Annotated in this window: 24 protein-coding genes; 10 read left to right on the top strand and 14 right to left on the bottom strand. The window is 71.7% G+C overall.

The features are described from left to right. Positions 1 to 186 precede the first annotated feature (186 nt). Positions 187 to 1335, bottom strand: a complete 1149-nt coding sequence (locus AB0M99_RS27870) for a glycerate kinase (protein ID WP_365925093.1) — start codon at positions 1333 to 1335, stop codon at positions 187 to 189. A 143-nt stretch (positions 1336 to 1478) separates the two neighbouring features. Between AB0M99_RS27870 and AB0M99_RS27865 the strand changes: the two genes are divergently transcribed. The 4 genes from AB0M99_RS27865 to AB0M99_RS27850 all read left to right on the top strand — a co-directional run bounded on the left by AB0M99_RS27865 (position 1479) and on the right by AB0M99_RS27850 (position 4833). After that, the gene (locus AB0M99_RS27865; RefSeq protein ID WP_365925091.1) at positions 1479 to 3200 is read left to right on the top strand and encodes a BCCT family transporter; all 1722 of its coding nucleotides are present in this window, start codon (positions 1479 to 1481) and stop codon (positions 3198 to 3200) included. 39 nt (positions 3201 to 3239) lie between these two features. Next, positions 3240 to 3740: an NUDIX hydrolase gene (locus AB0M99_RS27860; protein ID WP_365925089.1), complete on the top strand. Its 501-nt coding sequence runs from the start codon at positions 3240 to 3242 to the stop codon at positions 3738 to 3740. 61 nt (positions 3741 to 3801) lie between these two features. Continuing rightward, positions 3802 to 4230, top strand: coding sequence for a hypothetical protein (locus AB0M99_RS27855; protein ID WP_365925087.1), 429 nt, complete (start codon positions 3802 to 3804; stop codon positions 4228 to 4230). 42 nt (positions 4231 to 4272) lie between these two features. Beyond that, positions 4273 to 4833, top strand: coding sequence for a potassium channel family protein (locus AB0M99_RS27850; protein WP_365925085.1), 561 nt, complete (start codon positions 4273 to 4275; stop codon positions 4831 to 4833). On the opposite strand, the gene AB0M99_RS27845 is transcribed toward AB0M99_RS27850, so the two are convergent. From AB0M99_RS27845 to AB0M99_RS27835, 3 genes are all read right to left on the bottom strand, one after another. After that, the gene (locus AB0M99_RS27845; RefSeq protein ID WP_365925082.1) at positions 4830 to 5333 is read right to left on the bottom strand and encodes a methylated-DNA--[protein]-cysteine S-methyltransferase; all 504 of its coding nucleotides are present in this window, start codon (positions 5331 to 5333) and stop codon (positions 4830 to 4832) included. The two genes, AB0M99_RS27850 and AB0M99_RS27845, sit on opposite strands and share 4 nt — an antisense overlap. A gap of 30 nt (positions 5334 to 5363) precedes the next feature. After that, complete coding sequence (locus AB0M99_RS27840) at positions 5364 to 6845, bottom strand: AlkA N-terminal domain-containing protein (RefSeq protein WP_365925079.1); 1482 nt, start codon at positions 6843 to 6845, stop codon at positions 5364 to 5366. A gap of 98 nt (positions 6846 to 6943) precedes the next feature. Continuing rightward, positions 6944 to 8149 carry a helix-turn-helix domain-containing protein gene (locus tag AB0M99_RS27835; protein ID WP_365925077.1) on the bottom strand — a complete coding sequence of 402 codons (1206 nt, stop codon included), beginning with the start codon at positions 8147 to 8149 and terminating at the stop codon, positions 6944 to 6946. Between the two features lie 199 nt (positions 8150 to 8348). Between AB0M99_RS27835 and AB0M99_RS27830 the strand changes: the two genes are divergently transcribed. From AB0M99_RS27830 to AB0M99_RS27810, 5 genes are read left to right on the top strand one after another with little or no spacing between them, the layout of a single operon-like run. Continuing rightward, positions 8349 to 9137 carry an ABC transporter ATP-binding protein gene (locus tag AB0M99_RS27830; RefSeq protein ID WP_365925075.1) on the top strand — a complete coding sequence of 263 codons (789 nt, stop codon included), beginning with the start codon at positions 8349 to 8351 and terminating at the stop codon, positions 9135 to 9137. Beyond that, the gene (locus tag AB0M99_RS27825) at positions 9134 to 9940 is read left to right on the top strand and encodes an ABC transporter ATP-binding protein (protein ID WP_365925073.1); all 807 of its coding nucleotides are present in this window, start codon (positions 9134 to 9136) and stop codon (positions 9938 to 9940) included. Before AB0M99_RS27830 ends, AB0M99_RS27825 begins: the two co-directional genes overlap by 4 nt. Next, on the top strand, positions 9937 to 10827 hold the full coding sequence (locus AB0M99_RS27820; protein WP_365925071.1) for a branched-chain amino acid ABC transporter permease: 891 nt from the start codon (positions 9937 to 9939) through the stop codon (positions 10825 to 10827). Before AB0M99_RS27825 ends, AB0M99_RS27820 begins: the two co-directional genes overlap by 4 nt. Positions 10828 to 10843: 16 nt before the next feature. Next, positions 10844 to 11884: a branched-chain amino acid ABC transporter permease gene (locus AB0M99_RS27815; RefSeq protein ID WP_365925186.1), complete on the top strand. Its 1041-nt coding sequence runs from the start codon at positions 10844 to 10846 to the stop codon at positions 11882 to 11884. Beyond that, positions 11881 to 13161 carry an ABC transporter substrate-binding protein gene (locus AB0M99_RS27810; protein ID WP_365925069.1) on the top strand — a complete coding sequence of 427 codons (1281 nt, stop codon included), beginning with the start codon at positions 11881 to 11883 and terminating at the stop codon, positions 13159 to 13161. Before AB0M99_RS27815 ends, AB0M99_RS27810 begins: the two co-directional genes overlap by 4 nt. Positions 13162 to 13246: 85 nt before the next feature. Here AB0M99_RS27810 and pssA read toward each other — a convergent pair whose 3' ends face one another. From pssA to AB0M99_RS27765, 9 genes are all read right to left on the bottom strand, one after another. After that, complete coding sequence (pssA, locus tag AB0M99_RS27805; protein ID WP_365925067.1) at positions 13247 to 14065, bottom strand: CDP-diacylglycerol--serine O-phosphatidyltransferase; 819 nt, start codon at positions 14063 to 14065, stop codon at positions 13247 to 13249. A gap of 34 nt (positions 14066 to 14099) precedes the next feature. Next, on the bottom strand, positions 14100 to 14756 hold the full coding sequence (locus AB0M99_RS27800) for a phosphatidylserine decarboxylase (protein WP_365925065.1): 657 nt from the start codon (positions 14754 to 14756) through the stop codon (positions 14100 to 14102). 185 nt (positions 14757 to 14941) lie between these two features. After that, positions 14942 to 16147, bottom strand: a complete 1206-nt coding sequence (locus tag AB0M99_RS27795) for an acyl-CoA dehydrogenase family protein (protein ID WP_365925062.1) — start codon at positions 16145 to 16147, stop codon at positions 14942 to 14944. Between the two features lie 2 nt (positions 16148 to 16149). Beyond that, entirely contained in the window at positions 16150 to 16662 is a 513-nt protein-coding gene (locus AB0M99_RS27790; RefSeq protein ID WP_365925060.1) for a MaoC family dehydratase, read from the bottom strand. 80 nt (positions 16663 to 16742) lie between these two features. Next, a complete protein-coding gene (locus AB0M99_RS27785; RefSeq protein ID WP_365925184.1) occupies positions 16743 to 17696 on the bottom strand; it encodes a CoA ester lyase in 954 nt (317 codons plus the stop codon). Positions 17697 to 17770: 74 nt separating this feature from the next. Next, the gene (locus tag AB0M99_RS27780) at positions 17771 to 19831 is read right to left on the bottom strand and encodes a protein meaA (RefSeq protein WP_365925058.1); all 2061 of its coding nucleotides are present in this window, start codon (positions 19829 to 19831) and stop codon (positions 17771 to 17773) included. A 31-nt stretch (positions 19832 to 19862) separates the two neighbouring features. Further along, positions 19863 to 21200, bottom strand: coding sequence for a crotonyl-CoA carboxylase/reductase (gene ccrA, locus AB0M99_RS27775; protein WP_365925055.1), 1338 nt, complete (start codon positions 21198 to 21200; stop codon positions 19863 to 19865). Positions 21201 to 21605: 405 nt separating this feature from the next. Beyond that, complete coding sequence (locus AB0M99_RS27770) at positions 21606 to 22418, bottom strand: TetR family transcriptional regulator (protein WP_365925053.1); 813 nt, start codon at positions 22416 to 22418, stop codon at positions 21606 to 21608. Between the two features lie 166 nt (positions 22419 to 22584). Further along, positions 22585 to 24387 carry a 3-hydroxybutyryl-CoA dehydrogenase gene (locus tag AB0M99_RS27765; protein WP_365925051.1) on the bottom strand — a complete coding sequence of 601 codons (1803 nt, stop codon included), beginning with the start codon at positions 24385 to 24387 and terminating at the stop codon, positions 22585 to 22587. A gap of 377 nt (positions 24388 to 24764) precedes the next feature. Between AB0M99_RS27765 and AB0M99_RS27760 the strand changes: the two genes are divergently transcribed. Further along, positions 24765 to 25316 (top strand): adenylosuccinate lyase, encoded by a 552-nt coding sequence (locus tag AB0M99_RS27760; protein WP_365925049.1) that lies wholly within the window; start codon positions 24765 to 24767, stop codon positions 25314 to 25316. 37 nt (positions 25317 to 25353) lie between these two features. Here AB0M99_RS27760 and AB0M99_RS27755 read toward each other — a convergent pair whose 3' ends face one another. After that, complete coding sequence (locus AB0M99_RS27755) at positions 25354 to 25695, bottom strand: hypothetical protein (RefSeq protein ID WP_365925046.1); 342 nt, start codon at positions 25693 to 25695, stop codon at positions 25354 to 25356. Positions 25696 to 26223: the final 528 nt, after the last annotated feature.

Here is a 26223-nt window from a genome sequence, read left to right as displayed (position 1 = left end):
GCTCCCCGGGCTCGCAGCGGGTGCCGCACACCGTGCAGTTGGTCACCCGGCCATGCTCGCCACCGCCCGGGCCCGGTCCAACCCCCGCCGGGGCACCCGCCCGGCACCCCGCGCCTGCCCTTTCGGGCAAGTCGAAGGCCCGGAACCCCCGGGCGGGGGGGTTCCGGGCCTCGCGGACCGTACGGATCAGAGCACGTCGGCGGCGATGTTCGCCGCGACCTGCTCCAGCAGGGGACCGGCGTTGGCGATGCACTTCGCCGTGTCCGGCTCGATCTCCGTCAGCGGGTACGCCCGGCGGATCCCGGCGGCCCCGAGGGCCTCCTGGGTCAGCAGCAGGCGGCCGCAGACCGCGACGACCTCCTTGCCCGCCGCGCGGGCCGCCGCCGCGACACCGGCCGGGGCCTTGCCGTGCAGGGTCTGCTCGTCCAGCGAGCCCTCACCGGTGATGACGAGCGTGGCCCGCTCCAGCGCCGGGGCGAAGCCCAGCACTTCCAGCATCAGCTCGATGCCGGGCCGGAACGTCGCGCCGAGGAGCAGTGCCCCGTACCCGATGCCGCCCGCGCCACCGGCGCCCGGCGCCAGCGCGCACTCGGCCGCCTTCGCGCCGATCGACTTCTCCAGCACCACCGCGAAGTGCGCGAGCGCCGCGTCCAGCGCCGCCACGTCCTCGGGCGACGCCCCCTTCTGCGGGCCGTAGACCGCCGGAGCGCCCTTCGGACCCGTCAGCGGGTTGTCCACGTCGCTCGCGAGGACGAGGTCCACCTCGGCGAAGCGGGGGTCGATGCCGGACAGGTCGGCCGAGGCCAGCCCGGCCAGGGCGCCGCCGCCCGGACCGACCGGTTCACCGTTCGCATCCAGGAACACCGCGCCCAGCGCGGCCAGCATGCCCGCGCCGCCGTCGGTGGTGGCGCTGCCGCCCACACCGAAGACGATCGAGCGCGCGCCCGCGTCCAGGGCGGCCTTCAGCAGCTCGCCCGAGCCGTAGGTGGTCGCCGTCAGCGGGGCGAAGACACCCGCCGGCAGCAGCTGCAGCCCGGAGGCCTCCGCCATCTCGACCACCGCGGTGCCCCCGCGCAGGGCGAAGGCCGCCGTGACCTGCTCACCGAGGGGTCCGGTGACCCGTACCTCCCGGCGTTCGAACCCGGCCGCCACGGCGGCCGCGACCGTACCGTCGCCGCCGTCCGCGACGGGGAGGGTCTCGACCTCCACGCCCGGTACGGCCCTGCGAAGGCCGGCCGTCACCCGCTCAGCGACCTGAACGGCCGTGAGCGAGCCCTTGAATTTGTCCGCGGCGATGAGCACGCGCGCGGTCTCAGTTACTGCTCCGTCCGTCACCTTGCTAATCCCTTGCTTTCGAACAGTGCAGTCGCGCCACCATGAGCCTATCCGGAGGATCCTCCTATGCCCATGGGTGGCCTGGGTCACGCCCGGCGCGCCATGCCCGTAAATGCGGATATATGCATGCATAGTGTGGCCGCATGGGCACGGATTCACTGGAACAGGCACGTCCGGATTCACCGGGAGGGGGACCCGAGGGGGTCGCCGAGGGCACTCCCGACCGCGCCGTCGTCGTCATCGGAGTGATCGCCGTGCTGGCCGTCGTCGCCTGGGCGGCCCTCGCCAAGGGCTCCTTCGACACGGCGTCGAGCACCGCCCTGGCCTGGGTGCTCAACAACTTCGCCTGGCTGTTCGTGATCGCCGCCGACGTCTTCCTCGTCATGTGCGTCGTGCTCGCGATCAGCCGCTTCGGCCGCATCCGGCTCGGCGCGGACGACGCGACACCGGAGTTCACCAACATCGCGTGGATCGCGATGATGTTCAGCGCGGGCATGGGCATCGGCCTGATGTTCTTCGGGGTGGGCGAGCCCCTCACCCACTACCTGAACCCGCCCCCGGCCTCCGGGGCGGCGCCCGGCACCGGGGACGCCGCGCGCGCCGCCATGGACTACTCCTTCTTCCACTGGACCCTCACCCCCTGGGCGATCTACGGCATCGCCGGCCTGGCCCTCGCCTACGCGACCTTCCGCAAGGGCCGCGGCAACCGCCTCAGCTCCGCCTTCGTCCCGCTGATGGGCGAGGAGCGGGCCAACGGCTGGGCGGGCAAGGCCATCGACCTGCTCGCCGTCTTCGCGACCGTCTTCGGCACGGCCACCAGCCTCGGGCTCGGCGCGCTCCAGGTCTCCAAGGGCTTGAACATCACCACCGGCATCGAGGACTCCACCACCGTCGAGCTGATCATCATCGCCTCGCTGTCGGCGGCCTTCGTGCTCTCCGCCTTCTCCGGCCTGCACAAGGGCGTCAAATGGCTGAGCACGATCAACATCGTGCTCGCCGCCGTCCTGATGCTCTTCGTCTTCGTGCTCGGCCCGACCGTCTACGTCCTCGACGTGATCCCGGCGAGCGTCGGCAGCTACCTGCACGACCTGCTCCCCATGGCGACCCGCACCGGGGCGTTCACCGACAGCAAGTGGCTCGGCGCGTGGACGATCTTCTACTGGGCCTGGTGGCTGTCCTGGGCGCCGTTCGTCGGCACCTTCATCGCCCGCATCTCGCACGGCCGCACCATCCGCGAGTTCCTCATCGGAGTCCTGCTGGTGCCCAGCGGCGCCACCGTCATCTGGTTCTGCGTGATGGGCGGCACCGCCATCCGCCTCGACTCCACCGGCGCCGTCGACTTCGCCGCCAGGATCAAGGACGGGACCGAGGCCTCGCTCTTCGCGATGCTGGACGCGCTGCCGCTGGGCACGGTCACCTCCTGGGTGGCCATGGCCCTGGTCATGACGTACTTCGTCACCAGCGCCGACTCCGCCTCCCTCGTCATGGGCTCCCTCACCAGCCGCGGCTCCCTGCACCCGCCCACCTGGCTCGTCGTCACCTGGGGCGTGCTGATGGCCGCCGTGGCCGCCGTCCTGCTCGTCGCGGGCGGCCTGAAGTCCCTCCAGACCGCCACCATCCTGGTCGCGCTGCCCTTCGTGATCGTGATGCTGCTGCTCTGCTGGGCCCTGGTGCGGGAACTGCGTGAGGATCCCGGCGCGGGCCCCGCCCGCCACCACGCCCTGCACGGGCTGCGGGACGCCGTCAGGGCGATGGTCGGCGACGCCATCACCGAGCAGGGACCGGCACGCCACCCCAGGCTGCGCAGGGTCGCCGAGTCCAAGGGCCGCGACCGGGAGGACGGGGCCGGGACCCCGGAGGCGTAGGCCGTCCCGGCCACCCCGGCGCCTGGGTAGGGTTGCCGCGTGACCACCACGGATGACTACGCCACCTACATCGCGAGCCTGCCCCGGGTGCTGGCCGGCGCCGCCGCCCTCTACCGGGACGCCGAGGGCCGGGTCCTGCTCGTCGAGCCCAACTACCGCGAGGGCTGGGCCCTGCCGGGCGGCACCATCGAGTCGGACGAGGGCGAGTCCCCGCGCACGGCCGCCCGCCGCGAGAGCGCCGAGGAGATCGGCATCGACGTCCCGCTCGGCCGGCTGCTCGCCGTGGACTGGACGCTGGGCGCAGGCCGGCCCCCGCTGGTCGCGTACCTCTACGACGGCGGCGTGCTCGACGCCGCCCAGCTCGCCGGCATCAAGCTCCAGGAAGAGGAGCTGATCTCGTGGCGGCTGGTCGACCCGGCCGAGCTCACCGCGTACCTCCCCGGCTCGCTCGGCCTGCGCACGGCGGAGGCGTACCGGGTCCTCGGGTCCGGCGAGGGCACGGCGGAACTGGAGAACGGCCGCCGCCCGGACGGACGCTAAGACCCCGTCAGGACCCCCAGGGTTATCCGGCGCCTACATCGAGCAGGACAGAATTCACCAGATGATCACGATGTACGCCTGGCCCAGCACCGCCGACGGGCCCGACGCCCTCCCGATGGTCCACTTCACCACCGAACAGCAGGCCGGCGGCGAGGTGACCCCCGAGGGAGTGCCCGTCTGGCTGTTCGACACCGCCATACGCGACGGCGGCTGGGCCCAGTTCACCGACTTCGACGGCTGGTCCGTCCCCGCGGCCGGCTGGCAGGCCTTCTACCGCCGCGAGGACGACCTCCTCGCCGTCACCGGACCCGGTTCCTGCGAAGGCTGGTACCAGGGCAACCTCGGCGCCGACGGCGACTGGGTGACGGCCGCCGCGACCCAGCAGAGCGTGGTCCTGCTCGCCGCCCCCGTTCAGCACCCGTCCCTGTTCGGCTACGCGGTGGAGGCCGGCGCCGCCTTCGCCCTGCTGGTGCCGCTGCTCGTCGTCTGACCGAAGTGCGGCCCGCCGCCGCGGATGCTGCAATCAGTGGCCATGGAGCGCTACCGCGTGCTTGCGGTCCACCCGTTCCGCTCGGCGGCCTCGGTGGCCCTGCTCATCGCGCTCCACTACCTGGCCCCACTGGAGCGCGGGCTCGACGTCACCGCCGTCACCTCGCTGGTCCTCGGGCTGACCGGGTTCGGCCTCCTGCTCACCTGGCACATCTCCGCCGTCAGCCGTGCGGAGCATCCGCTGCTGCGGGCACTGGAGGCGCTGGCCACCGCGGTGCCGCTGTTCCTCGTGGTGTTCTCGGCGACGTACTTCCTGCTCGCCGAGGAGCAGGCCGGGTCGTTCTCCGAGCCGCTGAGCCGGGTCGATGCCATGTACTTCACGGTCGCGGTGTTCGCGACCGTGGGTTTCGGGGACATCGTCCCCACCACCGGGACGGGCCGTGCGCTGACCACCGTGCAGATGATCGCCGACCTGATCGTGGTCGGAGTGGTCGCCAAGGTCCTCTTCGGCGCGGTCAAGGTCGGTCTGCGCCGGCGGGACGCCGACGCGGACGACCCGCCGGACAGAGACAGAGACAGGGACAGTGACGGCGACAGCGCCTAGAGCTGCAGTTCCCCGGCCTCGAAGGCCAGCAGCCGCACCTTGCGGTCCAGACCGCCGCCGTAGCCCGTCATGCTGCCCGAGGCCCCGATCACACGGTGGCACGGCACGATGATCCCCACCGGGTTCTTCCCGTTGGCCAGGCCCACCGCGCGCGAGGCGCCCGGCTTGCCGAGCTTCGCCGCGAGCTCCCCGTACGACCACGTCTGCCCGTACGGGATGCGTACGAGCTGGTCCCAGACGCTGCGCTGGAAGTCGGTGCCCTCCAGCCGCACCGGCAGGTCGAACTCGGTGAGCTCGCCAGCGAAGTACGCCGTCAGCTGCCGCGCCACTTCGGGGAAGGGCTCCTCGGAGGCGGCGACCCGCTCGCCGAAGGACTCCTCGGCGGGGCGGTGGCGCTGCCCGGTCATGTACAGGCCGCTGAGTACGCCGTCGGTGGCGACCAGGGTGAGCGGGCCGTAGGGGCTGTCGACGACGGTGTGCTGCTTGCTGCTGCTGGTCATGGTCTTTCGCGTCATGGTCTTTCGCGCCTCTCAGACGGGCAGGTGGTTGACGGGGTGGTCGTCGGTGGCCCACAGGTATTGGACGGCGTACGCGCGCCAGGGCCGCCAGCCGGCCGCCCGGGCCGTCAGCGCCGCGGGCGTGGACGGCAGGCCGAGCTCCTTCGCGGCCCGCCGGACCCCCAGATCGGACGGCAGGAAGGCGTCCGGGTCGCCCAGCGCCCGCATCGCGATCACCTCGGTGGTCCACGGGCCGAATCCGGGCAGCGAGTTCAGCCGCGCCCGGGCCGCTTCCCAGTCGCTGTCGATGCCGAGCGGGAGCGAGCCGTCGGCCAGCGCCGCGACCAGGGTGGTCAGGGTGGTCCGCCGGCTGCGGGGCAGGGCCAGGGACTCCGGGTCCAGCCCGGCCAGCGCCTGAGGGGAGGGGAACAGGTGGGTCAGCCCGCCCTCCGGGTCCGGGTCGGCCACGGGCTCGCCGTGGGCCGCGACCAGCCGGGCCGCGTGGGTGCGCGCGGCCGCGGTGGACACCTGCTGGCCGAGGACGGCGCGCACGGCGAACTCCGCCGCGTCGACCGTACGGGGCACCCGGCGCCCGGGAGCCTTGTCCACGAGCGGGGCCAGCAGCGGATCGGAGCGCAGCTGCCCGTCGACCGCCTCGGGGTCGGCGTCGAGGTCGAGCATCCAGCGGCAGCGGCTGATGGCGATGGTCAGGTCCCGCAGGTCGGTCAGGGCGAGCTGGCAGCCGATGTGGTCGGGCTGCGGGGTGAGCGAGACGACCCCGGTCCCGTACGGGAGCCTCAGCGTCCGGCGGTACGCCCCGGCCCGCCACTCCTCGACCCCGGGAACGGCCGTGGCGGCGAGGTGCCCGAAGAGGTTGCCGGGGTTCAGCGGGGCCCGGTAGGGCAGCCGGAGCGCGATCGTTCCGGGGACCCTGGGCCCCAGCCGGCTGGCCTTCTCGGCGCGCTGCCGGAGCTCGCCGGGGGCGAGGGCGAAGACCGCGCGGACGGTCTCGTTGAAGGTGCGGATGGAGGAGAACCCGGCGGCGAAGGCGATGTCGCCCATGGGCAGCTCGGAGGTCTCGATGAGCAGCCGCGCGGTCTGCGCGCGCTGCGCCCGCGCGAGGGCGAGCGGGCCGGCGCCCAGCTCGGCGCTCAGCTGCCGCTCCACCTGGCGGGTGGAGTACCCGAGGCGGGCGGCCAGGCCCGGCACGCCCTCGCGGTCGACGACGCCGTCCTGGATGAGCCGCATGGCGCGGGCGACGGCGTCGGCCCGGGCGTTCCACTCGGGCGAACCGGGGCTGGTGTCGGGCCGGCACCGCTTGCAGGCCCGGAAGCCGGCCTGCTGGCAGGCGGCGGCACTGGGCAGGAAGGTCATGTTCTCGACCTTGGGCGGCACGGCGGGGCAGCTCGGCCGGCAGTAGATCCGCGTGGTCAGCACGGCGGTGAAGAACCACCCGTCGAAGCGGGCGTCCTTCGACTGCACTGCTCTGACGCAGCGATCGGTGTCGGTGTACATGGCTCCAGGATCCCGGCCGCCTCACCGCCGGGCTGGCGGTTTTCCGACATCAAGCCTACGGCCCCCGGTCGTCGGGCCCCAGCCCCCGGGGCACGGCATCAGACCCCCGCCGGACCTGACGTGCCCGTCAGGCGGTGGGCGGCCACGGCCAGGGTGAGCGCGATCAGGTCGTGCGGGCGCGACAGGGAGCGGGAGGTCAGGTGCTCCAGCCGCCGCAGCCGGTTGAAGACCGTGTTGCGGTGACAGTACAGACGGGTGGCCGCACGGCCCGCGGAGCCCTCCGCCGCGAGCCACGCGTCCAGGGTCTCCAGCAGCACCGCCCGGTCCGCCGGGTCCAGCTCCAGCAGCGGACCCAGGACCGCCTGGACCAGCTCCCCGGCGAGCTCGGGCTGCCGTACGACCAGGGCCGTCGGGAGCCGCTCCGACAGCCGGACCAGCGAGCGCTCCTCCGCCCCGCAGGTGGCCAGCGCCGTCTCCGCCAGCCGCCGCGCCCGGCCCAGCTCCGCCAGCCCGCCCACCACCGGGCCGATCCCGCCGGGGCCGGGGCAGCGGTCGGCCAGTTCCGCGGCCAGCTCGTCCAGCGAGGACGACCCGAGGGCCACCACCGCCAGCTCCTGCTCCGCCCGCATCCGCCAGAACAGCCGCATCCCGCCCGCCGACGTCACCCGGTGCACCGAGTCCCGCCGGTCCACCGGGAGTACGACCACCGCGTACCGCCCCTGCTCCGGCAGGTCCAGACCCGCCGCCGCCCGCGCCGCGAGGCCCGGCGCGGCGTCGCCGTCCAGCAGCGCGTCCAGCAGCGCCTGCACCCGCTCGTCGCTGCGCCGGCGCATCTCCAGCTCGCCCTCCCGGTAGGCCTCGGCCGTCGCGGCGGCCTGCTGCTCGATCCCGGCCCACATCGCGCCCGCCGTCCGGGCCAGGACCGGCAGGGCGTCCGGGTCCTCCTCCGTGACGATGTCCAGCAGGGCGTCCCACGTCAGCCGGCCCGCGCGCCGGTAGGCGTACAGCAACAGGTCCAGCGGCAGGCCCTGTTCGGCCCTGCGCCGCCCCAGCTCCTGCGCGTAGGCCAGGTCCTTGCGCAGGTCCGAGCGGCGCGCGGCGAAGGCCTCGATGCCGTACCGCATCGCCTCGCTGATCTGCTGCCAGTGCTCGTCCCGCGGTACCGCCACGTCGAACAGCGGCGAGTGCTTCGCCAGATCGCCGATGAGCTGATCCGTCAGAGCGGGGATCCGCTCCACCAGAACCTCGGCCGCCGTCAGCAGCACCGACCATTCCGCTTCCGTCCGCGCCCTGCGTCCACCCATGGCCGCAGAGGATGTCACCCGGGGCCCGTCGGCGTAAGAGGACCCGTCGGCAGGTCTGTGCCGTTGCACAAGCGGACCCCACCCCGGGCTGGTCATCGGCAGCGATTCGGCCTCGGGCCGTGGACGCCCGCCCCCGCCCGGTGCTGGTCTGTGCGCCAGCACAGAGCCCGACCGTGGGTGGCGATCAGTGGGAGGGGATGTGGCCTCGCTCCAGGTGAGTGCGCTGTCCGTCGGCTACGGACCGGTCCGGGCACTGCGCGCCGTGTCGCTCGACGTACCCGCGGGCACCGTGGTCGTCGTACTCGGCGGGAACGGCGCGGGAAAGACGACCCTGCTGCGGGCGGTGTCCCGGACGCTCGGCTTCCACCGGGGCGCCGCCACCGGCGGGGGCATCAGCTTCGACGGCCGGCCGCTGGACGGCCTCGGCCCCGCCGGGGCGGTGGCCGCCGGGGTGGTGCAGGTCCCGGAGGGGCGGCAGGTGTTCACCCGCATGACCGTCGCCGACAATCTGCGGGCCGGCGCTCTCGGCGCCCGGGCCGGCTCCCGCGCCGACACCGCCCGCTCGCTGGCCCGCGTCCACGAGCTGTTCCCGGTCCTGGCCCGGCGGGCCCGGCAGCGGGCCGGCCTGCTGTCCGGCGGCGAGCAGCAGATGCTCGCGCTGGGCCGGGCCCTGATGGCCCGCCCCCGGCTGCTGCTGCTCGACGAGCCCTCGCTGGGCCTGGCGCCGAAGATGGCCGCCACCATCGCCGAGACGATCACCGAGATCAACGCCTCGGGCACCTCGGTGCTGCTGGTGGAGCAGAACGCGGCCCTCGCGCTCCGGCTGGCCTCGTACGCGTACGTCCTGGAGGTCGGCGAGGTCACCCTGTCGGGCCCGGCCGCCGAGCTGGCGGCCTCCGACGAGGTACGCCGCCGCTACCTCGGCATCACCGATGAGGACGCCCCGGCCCCGCAGACGGCCCGGACCCTGCGCAGGTGGTCCGCGTGACCCCGTCCGCGCCGCCGGAGACGACCGCCCCACCGCCCCTCACGGTCACCGACGTGACCGTCCGCTTCTCCGGCCTCACCGCCCTCGACTCCGTCTCCCTCACCGTCGAGCCCGGCAGCGTGCACGCCGTCATCGGACCCAACGGAGCCGGCAAGTCGACCTGTTTCAACGTGCTCTCCGGGGTCTACCGGGCCGCCTCCGGCAGCGTGCGCTTCGGCGCCACCGAGCTCACCGGTCTCGCCCCGCACGCCGTCGCCGCCCTCGGCGTCGCCCGTACCTTCCAGAACCTGGCGCTGCCCCCGCACACCACCGTCGCCGACAGCCTGCTGCTGGGCCGCCACCGGCTGATGCGCTCGGGGTTCCTCGCCACCGGGCTGCGGCTGCCGTCCGCCGTCCGCGAGGAGCGGCTGCACCGCGAACGGGTCCGCGAGATCGCCGCCTTCGTCGGCCTGGAGGCCGACCTGGCAGCCCCCGCGGGCTCCCTCCCGTACGGCAAGCAGAAACTCGTCGAGCTGGCCCGGGCCCTGTGCATGGAGCCCCGGCTGCTGCTCCTGGACGAACCCGTCGCGGGGATGACCGCGGACGAACGCCTGCGCACCGCCGCCGTCGTCGCCGGGGTCCGCGACAGCCTCGGCATCTCGATCGTGCTGGTCGAACACGACATGGGGGTGGTGATGCGGCTCGCGGACGCGGTGACCGTGCTCGACTTCGGAAAACGGATCGGCGGCGGGACCCCCGCCCAGGTGCAGAACGACCCGGTGGTCGTCCGCGCCTACCTCGGCGAGGAGGCCCCGGCCCCGTGACCACCTTCCTGGAACTGCTCCTCGGCGGCCTCTCCATGGGCTCCGTCTACGCCCTGATCGCCCTCGGCTTCGTGGTCATCTTCAAGGCCACCGAGGTCGTCAACTTCGCCCACGCCTCCCTCCTCCTGGCGGGCGGGTACGTCACCGCCCTCCTCCACGACGACATCGGCTTCTGGCCCGCCCTCGCGGTCGGCACCGGCGCCGCCGCCGCGGTCGGGGCGGGGGTGGAGTTCCTGGTGATGCGGCGCTACCGGGGCCAGGACCCGAGCGTCCTCGCCATCGTCACCATCGGCGTGGACATCCTGCTCGTCACCGACCTCACCCGTCGCATCGGTACGGACGTCCTCGCCCTCGGCGACCCGTGGGGCGCGGCCGTGGTCCGCCTCGGGCCGGTCACCGTGCCGCAGACCCGGATCGCGGCCCTGATCACCGCCTCCCTGCTGATCACCGCCTTCCTCCTGGCCTTCCGGTACACCGCGTGGGGGGTGGCGATGCGGGCCGCCGCCGAGAAACCGGAGACGGCCGCGCTGATGGGCGTACGGCTGGGCCGGGTGTCGATGGCCGCGTGGGCGGTCGCCGGAGCCCTCGCCGCGGTGGCGGCGCTCTTCCTCACCGTCTTCCCCACCCCCGGACTGGAACGGGCCACCTCGCTGGCCGCCCTCAAGGCCTTCCCGGCGGCCATCCTCGGCGGGCTCGACTCCACCACCGGAGCCCTGGCCGGCGGGCTGATCGTCGGCGTCACCGAGGCCATGGCCACCGGCTACCAGAGCCAGCTCACCTTCCTGGGCCGCGGCATAGGCGACCTCGCCCCGTACCTGGTGATGGTCGTGGTCCTGCTCCTGCGTCCGGCAGGCCTCTTCGGCACGAAGGAGCTCGCCCGTGTCTGACCCCATCCGCCGGATCATGTGGGCCGCCGGGGCCCTGGTGCTGCTGGCCCTGCCCTTCTACCTGGAGCGGTTCTGGCTCCAGGCCGGGCTGTTCGCCATCGCCGCCGGGATCGGTGCCATCGGGCTGAACCTGCTCACCGGGGCCACCGGCCAGCTGTCCATGGGGCACGCCTTCTTCCTGGCCGTCGGGGCGTACGGGTACTGCGCGCTGGCGGGTGACGGCGGGCGCTCCGGCGGCCACGCACTGGTGGGCCTCGGCCTGCCCAGCTGGCTCGCGGCCGTGCTCGCCGTCGCCCTCGCGGGCGCCGCGGGCGGGCTCTTCAGCCCCATCGCCGGCCGGCTGCGCGGTGCCTACCTCGGCATCGCCACCCTCGCGCTGATCTTCATCGGGCAGCACGTCCTGTTCAACGCCACCCCCCTCACCGGCGGCTTCAACGGCCGCGCCGTCGAGCCCCTGTCCCTCTTCGGCATCACCTTCGACGACACCGAGACCGTGATCGCCGCCGTCCCCTTCCAGTCCGCGGAGAAGCTCTGGTACGTCGCCCTCGCCGCTCTCCTGGGCTGCGCCCTCTTCGCCCGCGGCGTCCTGCGCGGCCGCCCCGGCCGCGCCATGAACGCCATCCGGGACCACAACATCGCCGCCGGCGTCATGGGCGTGCCGGTCGCCCGCTACCGTGCCGCCGTCTTCGTCCTGTCCTCCATGTACGCGGGCCTGGCGGGGGTGCTCCTCGCCCTCGTCTTCCAGCGCACCGTGCCGGACTACTTCGGCATGGTCCTCTCCCTCGAATACCTCGCCATGATCGTGATCGGCGGTCTCGGCACGGTCGCGGGCTCCGTCATCGGCGCGGCCTTCGTCTCCCTGCTGCCCCAGCTGCTCACCCGCTACAGCGACGCCCTCCCGCTCGTCTCCGCGCCGGGCACCGGCGGAGTGTCCCCGGGAGAGACGTCCCGCTACCTGTACGGCGCGGCCGTCGTCGCCGTCGTCCTCTTCCTCCCGGGCGGCCTCGCCCGGATCAGGCCTCCCCGGCCCGCACGTCCCCCGAAGGAGCCAGCGTGATCAGACCCAGTGCGAACAAGCGAGCGCGACTCGGTACGGCCGCCCTCGCGGCCGCGATCGCCCTCACCGGCGCCGCCGGCTGCAGCGGCAAGGCGGGCGGCGCCGCCGACGACAAGCCGGCCGAAGGCGGGGTCAAGACCGGCAAGGGGGTCACCGCCACCGCCATCCGGCTCGGCGCCCTCACCGACATGACCGGCGTCTACGCCTCGCTCGGCAAGAGCGTCACCCAGGCCCAGCAGCTCTGGATCAAGCAGACGAACGACGCCGGCGGCATCTGCGGCCGGCAGCTGGAGCTGACGGTCCGCGACCACGGCTACGACCCGCAGAAGGCCCTCGCCGGCTACACCGAGCTGGAGCCCGACGTGCTGGGTTTCGCCCAGTTCATCGGCTCGCCCTTCGTCGCCGCGGCCAAGGGACGCATCGACGGCCAGGACAAGGGCCTGGTCATTCCGCAGGCCTGGTCCGCCTCGCTGCTGGGCAGCGCGTCCATCCGCACGGTGGGGGCCACGTACGACATCGAGACGGTCAATGCCGTCGGCTACCTCCTCGACCAGAAGCGCATCGCCTCCGGTGACAAGATCGGGCACGTGTACTTCGAAGGGGACTACGGCGAGAACTCCCTCGCCGGGGCCAAGCACGCGGCCAAGGAGGCCGGGCTCACCGTCGTCGAGCAGAAGATCAAGCCCACCGACAACGACATGTCCGCGCAGGTCGCGGCCCTCAAGCAGGCCGGGGTCAAGGCCGTGGTGGTCAGCGCCGGGCCCAAGCAGGCGGCCTCGCTGGTCGGGGTCGCGGCGGCCGGCGGCTGGAACGTGCCCGTGGTCGGCAACAACTCCGCCTTCGCCCCGCAACTGCTCGCGACCCCGGCGGGCGCGGCCCTGCAGAAGGACTACTACGTCGCCGCGTCAGCCCTGCCCATCGGCTCCCCGGCGCCCGGCCCGGCGGCCCTCGCCACGGCCTACAAGGCCGCGTACCCGGATGCGGGGCTCGACAACGGCGTGGTGGCCGGTTACACGGCCGCTGCGGTCTACGGGGAGGCCCTGAAGAAGGCCTGCGCCGACAAGGACCTCACCCGCGAGGGCGTCGGCAAGGCCCTGCTGACGCTGAAGTCCTACGACAGCGGCTTCGGGATCACGCACGACTTCTCCGACCCGAAGGCCCCCTCCACCCGGCAGAGCGTGATCATGAAGCCCGACGCGCAGACCCCGGGCGGCCTGAAGGTGGTCAAGGAGGCCGCGGTGGCCCCCGCGGCCGAGAAGTACACCCCGGCCGGCTGACGCCCGCCGGAGCCCCGCGTGGGGCCCGGAAACGACGAGAGGGCCCTGGGACGCCAATGGCGTCCCAGGGCCCTCTCCCGTACGGCTAGCGGGTCGTGGCCCGCGCCTCACGGCGGTTGTGGCGGAACGTGTTCGCCCGGCGCGTCGTGGCGAACAGCGGGATCGTCGCCGCCAGGGCGATCTGCAGCGCGCAGCCCGTCTGGAGCAGCAGCTGACCACCGGGGGCGTCGAACGCCCAGGCCGCCAGCAGACCCATCGCACCGACGATCCAGCTCAGCATCGCCACCGCGAGGACACCCCGCGGCTTGGGGTACTCGACGCGGCTCACCATCAGCCACGCCACCCCGATGATCGCCAGCAGCGTCGGGACGAACGGCAGCTCCAGCAGCACGATCGAGACGACCGTCAGCGCGCCGAAGGGGCTCGGCATGCCCTGGAACATGCCGTCCTTCATCGTCACGCAGCTGAATCTCGCCAGCCTGAGCACGACCGCGAGCAGGACGACGATCGCCGCCAGCGCCGACATCTTCTGGTGCGCGTCCACGGCGACCATGCCGTAGACGAGCACGAAGTACGCCGGGGCGAGCCCGAAGCTGATCAGGTCGGACAGGTTGTCCAGCTCCGCGCCCATCGGCGAGCTGCGCAGCTTGCGGGCCACGATGCCGTCGAAGAGGTCGAAGACCGCGGCGAGCAGCATCAGTATCACTGCCGTCGCGGCGCTGCTGCGGGCCATGCCCGACTCGCCGCTGCCGGTCAGGTGCGGAATGAGGATCCCGGTGGTGGTGAAGTACACCGCCATGAATCCGCACGTCGCGTTACCGAGGGTGAGGGTGTCCGCTATCGACAGCCGCAGCGACAGCGGCATGTCGTCTTCGGCGGAATCCGCCTCCGAAGCCTCGGGCACCCATCCCTGTGACGGAGTCGCAGGGGTCTCGGGGTCAGTCACGGTCAATTCGGGTCACCCCCGCGGTGGTGGCCTGACCGACCTCGACCGCGACCTCGACGCCCTCCGGGAGGTAGATGTCGACGCGCGAGCCGAAGCGGATCAGACCGATGCGTTCGCCCTGCTCCACCTTGGTGCCGGCCGGCAGGTACGGGACGATCCGGCGCGCCACGGCGCCGGCGATCTGCACCATCTCGATGTCGCCGAGCTCGGTGTCGAAGTGCCAGACAACGCGCTCGTTGTTCTCGCTCTCCTTGTTGAACGCCGGGACGAACCCGCCGGGGATGTGCTCCACGGACGTCACCGTGCCCGCGAGGGGCGCGCGGTTGACGTGGACGTTCAGCGGGCTCATGAAGATCGCGACCCGGGTCCGCCCGTCCTTCCACGGCATGATGCTCTGCACCACACCGTCGGCGGGCGAGATGACACGGCCCTGAGCGATCTCGCGCTCGGGGTCGCGGAAGAACCACAGCATGCCCGCCGCGAGTGCGGTGGCGGGCACGGCCGCCGCGGCCCAGCGTCCGGACTTGCGGGCCCGGGTGAGGCTGAGCGCCGCGGTGGCGACGGTCGGCAGAAGCCACGGCGATGCTCCGCGCGCGAGGCTTACGCCAAGGAGGCTGTCGCGAGGTGCAGAGGTTTGGCTGTGGGGCATGGATGACCTTCGTAGCGGGTGATGCCGCGCCGTAAACGGGGGGACGGGACGGCGGCTTTACTGGAATGCTATCGGTTGCACGCAACAACTGGGCAAGCCAGAAGCCGAGTCGATGACCGCCGACCAGTGACTGCAAGTGACTCTTCTGCGGAAAATCGCTGGATGATTCCCCGCAAAAGGGACTTTCAGCCCTGGAGTCGGTACTCCTCGAGCAAGCGTCGCCCAATGATCATTTTCTGGATCTCGGCGGTACCTTCACCGATCAGCAGCATCGGGGCCTCCCGGTAGAGGCGCTCGATCTCGTACTCCTTCGAGAAGCCGTAGCCACCGTGGATACGGAAGGCGTCCTCCACCACCTCCTTGCAGTACTCGGAGGCGAGGTACTTCGCCATCCCTGCTTCGAGGTCGTTTCGTTCCCCGGAGTCCTTTTTGCGTGCTGCGTTGACCATCATCGCATGGGCGGCTTCGACCTTGGTAGCCATCTCGGCCAGCTTGAACTGGATCGCCTGGTGCTCGGCGATGGCCTTGCCGAAAGTGTGACGCTGCTGGGCATAAGAGACACCCAGCTCGAAAGCACGCTGAGCGACGCCGCAGCCACGGGCCGCCACGTTGACGCGGCCGACCTCGACCCCGTCCATCATTTGGTAAAACCCTCGGCCGGTCTGGCCGCCGAGCACCCGATTAGCCGGAATGCGCAGTCCGTCCATGATGAGCTCGGTCGTGTCGACGCCCTTGTAGCCCATCTTGTCGATCTTGCCGGGGATGGTCAGGCCCGGACGGACCTCACCGAAGCCCGGCTCCTTCTCGATCAGGAAGGTCGTCATCGACTTGTGGGGCGCCGTGCCCTCCGGGTGTCCTTCGTCACTCCGGACGAGAACGGCCACCAGCGTGGACGTGCCGCCGTTCGTCAGCCACATCTTCTGGCCGTTCAGGACGTACTCGTCACCGTCCTTCACCGCCTTCGACGTGATGGCCGACACGTCCGAGCCGAGGCCCGGCTCGGACATCGAGAACGCGCCGCGCACCTCGCCCAGCGCCATCCGGGGCAGGAAGTAGTCCTTCTGCTCCTGGGTGCCGTGCTGCTTGAGCATGTACGCCACGATGAAGTGGGTGTTGATGATGCCCGAGACGGACATCCAGCCACGCGCTATCTCCTCGACGCACAGCGCGTAGGTGAGCAGCGACTCACCCAGGCCGCCGTACTCCTCCGGGATCATCAGCCCGAAGAGGCCGAGCTCCTTGAGGCCGTCGACGATCTGCTGCGGGTACTCGTCGCGGTGCTCCAGCTCGGTCGCGACCGGGATGATCTCCTTGTCGACGAACTCGCGGACGGTCTTGAGGATCTCCCGCTGGACGTCGTTGAGCCCGGCGGTCTGGGCGAGTCGGGCCATGGCTACTTCCCCTGTTCCTTCAGCGTGGGCCGGCCGGGCTGCTCGCCGCCGCGCTCCTTGATGTAAGTCTCGGTCGGGACCATCACCTTGCGCCGGAAGACGCAGACGAGGGTGCCGTCCTGCTTGTAGCCCTTGGTCTCCACGTACACGATCCCGCGGTCGTTCTTCGACTTGGACGGGGTCTTGTCGAGGACCGTGGTCTCGCCGTAGATGGTGTCGCCGTGGAAGGTCGGCGCCACGTGCCGCAGGGACTCGATCTCCAGGTTGGCGATCGCCTTTCCGGAGACGTCCGGGACGGACATGCCCAGCAGCAGCGAGTAGATGTAGTTGCCCACGACCACGTTCTTGCCGAAGTCGGTCGTGTTCTCGGCGTAGTTGCTGTCCATGTGCAGCGGGTGGTGGTTCATGGTCAGCAGGCAGAAGAGGTGGTCGTCGTACTCCGTGACCGTCTTCCCGGGCCAGTGCCGATAGACGTCGCCGATGGTGAACTCTTCGTAGGTGCGGCCAAACTGCATGGTGCCCCCTCCGGGGTGCTTGCCCGGGCCCTGCGGGGCCCGGGGCTGGGGATGGGTGCGCCCGACACTGCGGGATCGCCTCAGGCGGTGGGGACCTCGAACTTCGACGTCCGCTGCATGCCCGCGGCGCGGCCCTTGCCGGCGATGACCAGGGCCATCTTGCGGCTGGCCTCGTCGATCATCTCGTCGCCGAGCATCGCGGAGCCCTTCTTGCCGCCCGCCTCCGAGGTGCACCAGTCGTACGCGTCGAGGATGAGCTCGGCGTGGTCGTAGTCCTCCTGGGAGGGGGAGAAGACCTCGTTGGCCGCGTCGACCTGGCCGGGGTGCAGGACCCACTTGCCGTCGAAGCCGAGGGCGGCGGCGCGGCCGGCCACCTCGCGGTACGCGTCCACGTCGCGGATCTGGAGGAAGGGGCCGTCGATGGCCTGGAGGTTGTGCATGCGGGCCGCCATCAGGATCCGCATCAGGATGTAGTGGTAGGCGTCCGCGCCGTAGCCGGGCGGCTGCATGCCCACGACCAGGGACTTCATGTTGATCGAGGCCATGAAGTCGGCCGGGCCGAAGATGATCGTCTCCAGCCGCGGCGAGGCGGCGGCGATCTCGTCGACGTTCACCAGGCCCTTGGCGTTCTCGATCTGCGCCTCGATGCCGATCTTGCCGACCTCGAAGCCCATGGTCTTCTCGATCTGCGTGAGCAGCAGGTCCAGGGCCACGACCTGCTGGGCGTCCTGGACCTTCGGCAGCATGATGCAGTCGAGGTTCTGGCCGGCGCCCTCGACGACCGTGATGACGTCGCGGTACGTCCAGTGGGTGGTCCAGTCGTTGACGCGCACCACACGGGTCTTGCCGGTCCAGTCGCCGTTGTTCAGCGCGTCCACGATGGTGTGGCGGGCGCCTTCCTTGGCGAGCGGGGCGCAGGCGTCCTCCAGGTCGAGGAAGACCTGGTCGGCCGGCAGGCCCTGGGCCTTCTCCAGGAAGCGCGGGTTCGAACCCGGCACCGCGAGGCAGGAGCGACGCGGGCGAAGGCGGTTCACCACGGGACCAGAGGTGCCCGACGCGGAGCGGAGGTCAGGCAGGGCGGCGGCGGGCGACGGGTGGGCGGGCGTGGTCATGCGGGGACCTCCGTGCTGATGAGGGGGCTGAGCTTGTTCGCTTTGCGGATCTCGTCGACGATACGGCCGATGATCTCCGTGATGCCGAAGTCCTTGGGGGTGAAGACGGCGGCGACTCCGGCCGCCTTGAGGGTCACGGCATCCGCGTTCGGAATGATGCCGCCGACGATGACGGGTATGTCACCCGCCCCCGCCGCACGCAGGCGTTCGAGGACGTCCGGGACGAGTGCGCTGTGCGATCCGGACAGGATGGACAGTCCCACGCAGTGCACGTCCTCGGCCAGCGCCGCCGAGGAGATCTCCTCCGGCGTCAGCCGGATGCCCTGGTAGACCACCTCGAAGCCCGCGTCGCGGGCCCGTACGGCGATCTGCTCGGCACCGTTGGAGTGCCCGTCCAGGCCGGGCTTGCCGACCAGCAGGCGCAGCCGGCCGGAGCCGAGCTCGTCGGCCGTACGGGACACCTTCTCGCGGACCTCGTGCATCGGGGTACCGGGCTCGGCGGTCACGGCCACCGGGGCCGAGGAGACCCCGGTCGGGGCGCGGAACTCGCCGAACACCTCGCGCAGCGCGCCGGCCCACTCGCCGGTGGTGACACCGGCGCGGGCGCACTCCAGCGTGGCCTCCATCAGGTTCTCGGTGCCCGCCGCGGCCTCCTTGAGGCGCTCCAGCGCCTGCCCGGTGGTGGGGAAGACGAACGGGTCGCCGTCGCCCTGGCGGTCCGAGGACTCCTGCCGCTCGGCGCGCCAGCGGCCGATGCGCTCGACGGTGAACGCCTCCGTCGCCGGGTCGACCGTCATGATCGCGCCGTCGAGGTCGGAGGTGAGCGGGTTCTCCTCGGTCTGCTGGAAGCAGTTGACTCCGACGATCTTGTCCTCGCCGGCCTCGATCCGCGCCCGCCGCTCGGCATGCGAGGAGACCAGCTCGCCCTTCAGGTAGCCGGACTCGACGGCGGCCATGGCGCCGCCCATCTCCTGGATCCGGTCGATCTCGGCCAGGCAGTCGGCGACCAGGGAGTCGACTTTGGCCTCGATGACGTGGGAGCCGGCGAAGATGTCCTCGTACTCCAGCAGGTCGCTCTCGTGCGCCAGGACCTGCTGGATGCGCAGCGACCACTGCTGGTCCCAGGGCCGGGGCAGGCCCAGCGCCTCGTTCCACGCGGGCAGCTGCACGGCGCGGGCCCGGGCGTCCTTGGAGAGGGTGACCGCGAGCATCTCCAGCACGATGCGCTGGACGTTGTTCTCCGGCTGCGCCTCCGTCAGGCCCAGGGAGTTGACCTGGACGCCGTAGCGGAAGCGGCGCTGCTTCTCGTTCTCGATGCCGTACCGCTCGCGGGTGACCTGGTCCCAGATGCGGCCGAAGGCGCGCATCTTGCACATCTCCTCGATGAAGCGGACGCCCGCGTTCACGAAGAAGGAGATGCGGGCGACCACCTCGCCGAAGCGCTCCTCGGGCACCTGGCCCGAGTCGCGCACCGAGTCGAGGACGGCGATGGCCGTGGACATCGCGTACGAGATCTCCTGGACCGGGGTGGCCCCGGCCTCCTGGAGGTGGTACGAGCAGATGTTGATCGGGTTCCACTTCGGGATGTGGTTGACCGTGTACGCGATCATGTCCGTCGTCAGGCGGAGCGAGGGACCCGGCGGGAAGACGTGCGTCCCGCGCGAGAGGTACTCCTTGACGATGTCGTTCTGGGTGGTGCCCTGGAGCAGGGAGACGTCCGCTCCCTGCTCCTCGGCGGCCACCTGGTAGAGCGCCAGCAGCCACATGGCGGTGGCGTTGATCGTCATCGAGGTGTTCATCTGTTCCAGGGGGATGTCCTGGAACAGCCGCCGCATGTCGCCCAGATGGGAGACGGGAACCCCGACCCGGCCGACCTCGCCGCGGGCGAGGATGTGGTCCGGGTCGTAGCCGGTCTGCGTCGGCAGGTCGAACGCGACCGACAGGCCGGTCTGGCCCTTGGCGAGGTTGCGGCGGTACAGCTCGTTGGACGCCTCGGCCGTGGAGTGGCCGGCGTACGTCCGCATGAGCCACGGACGGTCCTTCTGGCGCTCTGTCATCTCAGGCTGTCCCTTAGGCCTTTGAACGGTCTCAGACGTTACGGAAGCGATTGATCGCGTCGAGGTGCGTCGCGCGCATCTCGTGGTCGCGCACGCCCAGGCCCTCCTCGGGGGCCAGCGCGAGGACGCCGACCTTGCCCTGGTGGAGGTTGCGGTGGACGTCGTAGGCGGCCTGGCCGGTCTCCTCCAGGGAGTAGACCTTCGACAGGGTGGGGTGGATCTTGCCCTTGGCCACCAGGCGGTTGGCCTCCCACGCCTCGCGGTAGTTGGCGAAGTGGGAGCCGATGATCCGCTTGAGCGACATCCACAGGTAGCGGTTGTCGTACTCGTGCATGTAGCCCGAGGTGGAGGCGCAGGTGGTGATCGTGCCGCCCTTGCGCGTGACGTAGACGCTCGCGCCGAAGGTCTCCCGGCCGGGGTGCTCGAAGACGATGTCGATGTCCTCGCCGCCGGTCAGCTCGCGGATGCGCTTGCCGAAGCGCTTCCACTCCTTCGGGTCCTGGGTGTGCTCGTCCTTCCAGAACTTGTAGCCCTCGGCGTTGCGGTCGATGATCGAGGTCGCGCCCATCGAGCGGCAGATGTCCGCCTTCTGCTCGCTGGAGACCACGCAGATCGGGTTGGCGCCGCCGGCCAGTGCGAACTGGGTGGCGTACGAGCCGAGGCCGCCGCTCGCCCCCCAGATCAGGACGTTGTCGCCCTGCTTCATGCCGGCGCCGTTGCGGGAGACCAACTGGCGGTAGGCGGTGGAGTTGACCAGGCCGGGGGAGGCGGCCTCCTCCCAGCTCAGGTGGTCGGGCTTCGGCATCAGCTGGTTGGACTTGACCAGTGCGATCTCGGCGAGGCCGCCGAAGTTCGTCTCGAAGCCCCAGATGCGCTGCTCGGGGTCGAGCATCGTGTCGTTGTGGCCGTCGGAGGACTCCAGCTCGACCGAGAGGCAGTGGGCGACGACCTCGTCGCCGGGCTTCCAGGAGTTGACCCCGGGGCCGGTGCGCAGCACGACGCCGGCGAGGTCGGAGCCGATGACGTGGTACGGGAGGTCGTGGCGCTTGCTGAGGTCGCTCAGCTTGCCGTAGCGCTCCAGGAAGCTGAAGGTCGACACCGGCTCGAAGATCGAGGTCCAGACCGAGTTGTAGTTGACCGAGGAGGCCATGACGGCGACCAGGGCCTCGCCCGGGCCGAGTTCCGGCACGGGGACCTGGTCGAGGTGCAGGGACTTGCGAGGGTCCTTCTCGCGCGTCGTGAGCCCGGCGAACATCTCCGCCTCGTCCTTGTGCACGGTGATCGCGCGGTACGAGTCGGGCAGCGGCAGGGCTGCGAAGTCTGCGGCGGTGGCGGACTGCGACTGAATCGCGTCCAGGATGTCCTTCACGGTATTGCCTCCGGCAAGCGCTGATGAGGGTGCGCTGAGGGATGCGCGGGTGCGCGGTGCGTGTGTGGTGGGTGCTGCGGGTGCCGTCGGTTCGGCGGAGCGGTGGTGCGGCGCGCCTGTGGTGCGGCGAGCGGGAGCCTGGTGACGCAGGCATCCGGGGCGCGGTCCTGGCCGAGTGGGCGAGGGTCGCGGGGACATCCGGACGGGATTCAACGTATGGCACCCCGTGTCACCCGGCAAGGCACCGCGTGCCAAAAGTTTCTCTCATTTGCCGATTGACCTGCACGGATGAGCGATGATCGATCAGAGTTACCCGTGAGTAGGGGCAAGCCGGACAAACACAGAGGGCCGCCCCCGTGCCGGGGGCGGCCCTCTGTGACGAGAATCGCGCGTGCTGCTTTTGGACTACCTGCTGCGCAGCGCCTCTTCGATGGTCCGCATGACCTCGTCGAGCGGGGCGTCCGTACGGGCCACCGCCACCAGCACCTCGCCCTGGGTGCGGACCGCCGCCGGCGCGGCCGGCGGGGTGGTCAGGGTGCGGCCCGCGCCGATCCCCGTGCCGAAGGTCTTGCGGACGATCGAGAAGGCGTGGTCCAGCTGCGCCTCCACGTCCCCCTGGCCGCCGGCCCGCAGCCAGCGCCGCAGCACGTGGTTGTGGGCGGTCACCACCGCGGAGGCGGCCACCTCGGCCAGCAGCGGGTCGTCGTTGCCGTCGTGGTGGTCCTGCTCATCGAAGTGGGCGAGCAGGTAGCGGGTGAAGAGCCGCTCGTACCGGGCCACCGAGGCGATCTCCCGCTCGCGCAGCGCCGGTACCTCACGCGTCAGCCGGTAGCGCTCCACCGAGACCGCGGGCGAGGCGGCGTACATCTTCATGACTTCCTTGATTCCCCGGCACACCGTGTCGAGCGGGTGCTCGTGCGCCGGGGCCACGTCGAGGACCGCCTCGGCGCGGGTCAGGGTGTCGTCGTGGTCCGGGAAGATCGCCTCTTCCTTGGACCGGAAGTGCCGGAAGAAGGTCCGGCGGGCCACCCCGGCCGTCGCGGCGATCTCGTCGACCGTCGTCGCCTCGTACCCCTTGGTGGCGAACAGCTCCATCGCGGCCGCCGCGAGCTCACGGCGCATCTTGAGCCGCTGCGCGGCCGCCTTGGTGCCGGCCGGGCTCTCCGGGGCGTCGGAGGCCGAGGAGGGGCGGGGCGAGGTCTTGGCGGGCTGGGACATAGAGCGAAAGTACTTCATTTGCGCAGGAGGGCGCGCCCGAGGGGGGTGGGACGGGGATGGATGCGGGGGAGAGCCCGCACTGGGCTCGGGAGGGTTAGTCCGCCGTGAGGGTCCGGCGGACCCGAGCAGCCCTCCCCACGCATCCGGCTCATGGCCCGGCCGGCGCTTACCGGCGGGCGTACTCACGGAATCCGCGGCCGGTCTTCCGCCCCAGGCAGCCCGCCGCCACCAGGTGCTCCAGCAGCGGGGACGGGGCCAGGCCCGGGTCGCGGAACTCCTTGTGCAGGACCTGCTCGATGGCCAGCGAGACGTCGAGGCCGACCACGTCGAGGAGCTCGAAGGGCCCCATCGGGTAGCCGCCGCCCAGCTTCATCGCCGCGTCGATCTGGTCGAGGCTGGCGTAGTGCTGCTCGACCATCTTGATCGCGTTGTTGAGGTACGGGAACAGCAGCGCGTTCACGATGAACCCGGCCCGGTCCCCGCAGTCCACCGGGTGCTTGCGCACCTTCGAGCAGATCCCGCGGACCGTGGCGTGCACGTCGTCGGCCGTCAGCACGGTCCGGACCACCTCGACCAGCTTCATCGCCGGCGCCGGGTTGAAGAAGTGCATGCCGATCACGTCCTGCGGACGCGCCGTCGCGCGGGCGATGGCGATCACCGGCAGCGAGGACGTGGTCGTCGCGAGCACCGCACCGGGCTTGCAGACCTTGTCCAGGGACGCGAACAGCTCCTGCTTGACCGCCAGGTCCTCGGCGACCGCCTCCACGGCCAGGTCCACCTCCGCGAAGGCGTCCAGCGAGCCGGCCGGGGTGATCCGCCCGAGGGTCTGGTCGGCCGCCTCCTGGGTCAGCCGGCCCTTGGCCACCGCACGGCCGAGGGACTTGCCGATCGCCGCCTTGGCCGCGTCCGCCTTCTCCTGGCTGCGCGCGGCCAGCACCACGGTGAAGCCCGACTGCGCGAAGACCTGAGCGATGCCGCTCGCCATGGTGCCCGAGCCGGCCACGCCGACCGAGGAGACCGGGCGGCCCGCTGCGGCCTCGGCGTCGGCCGACGGGGTCTGCGCGTCGGCGACGACCGCCGAGCTGCCGGCCTCCGCGTACGTGTAGAACCCGCGCCCGGACTTCTGCCCGGTCAGGCCGGCCTCGGCGAGGTGGCCCAGGATCGGGGCCGGGGCGTGCAGCCGGTCGCCGGAGGAGGCGTACATGGCCTCCAGGACCGTCCGCGCGGTGTCCACGCCGATCAGGTCCAGCAGCGCGAGCGGGCCCATCGGCAGGCCGCAGCCCAGCCGCATCGCCGCGTCGATGTCCTCGCGGGAGGCGTACTTCGACTCGTACATCGCGGCGGCCTGGTTGAGGTAGCCGAAGAGCAGGCCGTCGGCGACGAAGCCGGGGCGGTCGCCGACCGAGACCGGCTCCTTGCCGAGCTCGCGGGCCAGCGCGGTGACGGCCTCGACCGCGGGCGGGGCGGTCAGCACGCAGGAGACCACCTCGACCAGCTTCATCGCCGGGGCCGGGTTGAAGAAGTGCAGGCCGAGCACGCGCTCGGGGCGCTGGGACTCGGCGGCCATGCGGGTCACCGACAGGGCGTTGGTGCCGGTGGCCAGGATCGTGTCGGGCCGGACGATCGCGTCGAGCTCGCGGAAGACCTGCTGCTTGAGCTCGTAGGACTCGGGGACGACCTCGATCACGAGATCGGCCTCGGCGGCCGCGCTCAGCTCGGAGTAGGTGCGGAAGCGGGCGAGCACGTCGGCCCGCTCCTGCTCGCTCAGCAGCTCCCGGGTGACGGAGCGGGCCGTGGCGGCGGCGAGGGCCGCGGTGGCCCGGGCGGCGGCGGCGACGCTGACGTCGATGCCGATGACCTCGCGGCCGGAGCGGGCGAGGACCTCGGCGATGCCGGTGCCCATGGTGCCGAGGCCGACGACGGCGATGGTCTGGAGGGTGGACTGACTGGACGTGGACGGACGGTCCATCGCGGGACTCCAGTGGAAGAGGGTGACGACTGAGGGTGGCGCGGCGCGCGGTGCACAGCTCGCGGGCGGCGGGGTGATCGGGAGGGAACGCACGGGATGCCCGAAGGGGGCCGAAGCGGCGGCCCTGTCCCGGGGCCACGCCGTGGGTCGTGCGAGAGGTGGAGCGAAGAGTCGTACAGAACGAACCGACTGGCACGGGGCGGCTGCGTCACCAGGCCGGTCCCGTACGTGTTGGAGCGACAGTAACTCGCCGGTAACTCGTGCGCCAGAGCGCGGAGATGTGACCTGTACCGCCCAAATGTACCGATCATCGATCATCGATCATCAATCACGGCGAACGGGCAGTGGCGGACGCCGCGCACCCCTAGGGTGGCCGCGTGAACCACGTGCTGGAGCGCCTGCGGGCGGAGGCCGGACCGTCACCGGAGTACGAGGCGCTGCTGGCGGCGCCGCCCGACGCCCTCGCTGCCTCCCTGACCTCGGCCGGGCTGCCCCTGTGGGCCCGCGAACTGGCCGCGTACCGGCTGGGCCTGGCGGGCGACCCCCGCGCCTTCGAACCGCTCGTGCTGCTGCTCAACCACCGCGACCCGCCGCGCTGCACGGCTGCCGCCGAGGCCCTCGCCGTGCTGGGCGACCCGCGCACCGCCCGCGCGGCGGCGGCCCTGGCGACCAACCGGCTCCGCACCGCCTACGCCCTCCAGCCGGTCCGGCTGCTCACCGCGCTGCGCGCCCCCGAGTCGGCCCCGGCGCTGATCGCCACCCTGGGCCGGCTGCTCGCGCCGAACGACCCGTACTGGCGGGTCGCGCTCGCCTGCGTCGAGGGCCTGGGCACCCTGGCCGACCCCCGGGCCCGCGAGGTCCTGACCCGCGCCCAGTCCCACCCCCGCCTGGCCGAGGCGGCCACGATGGCGCTACGGGGTCTGACCTGAGGCGGGGCGCGGGCTCGGTCTGCCCCTTGAGCCCGGATCAGGCGGAGGAGATCTCCACGTCGGCGCGCAGGCGCTCGTCGAAGTAGGTCACCTTCCAGGCGGGACCGAGCTCCGCGGCGACCCGCCGGGCCAGCGCCTCACCGGTCCGCACGAACGCGGCCTCGGCCTCCTCGGTGGGGAAGCCGGACTCGGCGGGATCGTCCTGGTCGAGCGTCGCGTCGTACGCCTCGGCCCATCTGCCCAGTTCCCCGGCCAACTCGGGCGTCAGCCCCAGAACCGGGTCGTCCGGCGCGATGTCCCCGACGTCGGCGCCGGTGAGCCAGAGCGGGTGGGATCGATAGTCGGCCAGCACGCGAACGGCCTTGGTCTCGACGTTCACGATCCGCTTCCCTTCGTGTTCGCCCCCGAGGTGAACCGTTGATCGACTCCGCGCGACATCACCGTTGCCGTGCGGGCGACCGGCGACCCCGCCGATGTCTCTCCCGTTGCCATCGGTGAGGTCGCTGCGCCCAGCCTGCCAGACCGTATGCCCTGGCCCGGCGAAAATCAATTGCAGTTGGCTGGTCCTCAATCACGGTTGAGCGAGTCGGGGGTGGGGCGCTACCGTCTGCTCCGGAGCGGGCCCGGCCGGGGACGCGTCGGGGGATCCCGTGGCGGTCCGGGCGGCTGTGGTGCCCGTGGGCCCGAACGTTCGTTTCGTGACATCGAGGCCGCCCGTGCGGCCTGAATCAGGGGGGAAGCTCATGACGATATCCCGTGCCCGCAAGGCACTGTTCACCGGTCTGGTCGTTACCGCGACCGCGTTCGCGGCCGTCACCACGCTCGGCGTCGCCTACGCCGGCCCGCAGACCGCCGGCGCCACCACCGCCGGTGAAATGCCCTCCGCCATCGAGGACTTCGCCTACCC

Source organism: Streptomyces sp. NPDC051183 (genome assembly GCF_040682455.1).
Classification (GTDB): Bacteria; Actinomycetota; Actinomycetes; order Streptomycetales; family Streptomycetaceae; genus Streptomyces.
The sequence above is the reverse complement of the archived record's forward strand: the minus strand, read 5'-3'. Positions and strand labels throughout refer to the sequence as shown.

What these genes read in the sequence shown, in the direction of transcription:
- AB0M99_RS27865 (WP_365925091.1), top strand. Translation starts at nt 1,479, where the DNA reads ATGGGCACGGATTCACTGGAACAGGCACGTCCGGATTCACCGGGAGGG.
- AB0M99_RS27855 (WP_365925087.1), top strand. Translation starts at nt 3,802, where the DNA reads ATGATCACGATGTACGCCTGGCCCAGCACCGCCGACGGGCCCGACGCC.
- AB0M99_RS27850 (WP_365925085.1), top strand. Translation starts at nt 4,273, where the DNA reads ATGGAGCGCTACCGCGTGCTTGCGGTCCACCCGTTCCGCTCGGCGGCC.
- AB0M99_RS27845 (WP_365925082.1), bottom strand. Translation starts at nt 5,333, where the DNA reads ATGACCAGCAGCAGCAAGCAGCACACCGTCGTCGACAGCCCCTACGGC.
- AB0M99_RS27840 (WP_365925079.1), bottom strand. Translation starts at nt 6,845, where the DNA reads ATGTACACCGACACCGATCGCTGCGTCAGAGCAGTGCAGTCGAAGGAC.
- AB0M99_RS27835 (WP_365925077.1), bottom strand. Translation starts at nt 8,149, where the DNA reads ATGGGTGGACGCAGGGCGCGGACGGAAGCGGAATGGTCGGTGCTGCTG.
- AB0M99_RS27815 (WP_365925186.1), top strand. Translation starts at nt 10,844, where the DNA reads ATGTGGGCCGCCGGGGCCCTGGTGCTGCTGGCCCTGCCCTTCTACCTG.
- AB0M99_RS27800 (WP_365925065.1), bottom strand. Translation starts at nt 14,756, where the DNA reads ATGCCCCACAGCCAAACCTCTGCACCTCGCGACAGCCTCCTTGGCGTA.
- AB0M99_RS27795 (WP_365925062.1), bottom strand. Translation starts at nt 16,147, where the DNA reads ATGGCCCGACTCGCCCAGACCGCCGGGCTCAACGACGTCCAGCGGGAG.
- AB0M99_RS27790 (WP_365925060.1), bottom strand. Translation starts at nt 16,662, where the DNA reads ATGCAGTTTGGCCGCACCTACGAAGAGTTCACCATCGGCGACGTCTAT.
- AB0M99_RS27780 (WP_365925058.1), bottom strand. Translation starts at nt 19,831, where the DNA reads ATGACAGAGCGCCAGAAGGACCGTCCGTGGCTCATGCGGACGTACGCC.
- AB0M99_RS27770 (WP_365925053.1), bottom strand. Translation starts at nt 22,418, where the DNA reads ATGTCCCAGCCCGCCAAGACCTCGCCCCGCCCCTCCTCGGCCTCCGAC.
- AB0M99_RS27765 (WP_365925051.1), bottom strand. Translation starts at nt 24,387, where the DNA reads ATGGACCGTCCGTCCACGTCCAGTCAGTCCACCCTCCAGACCATCGCC.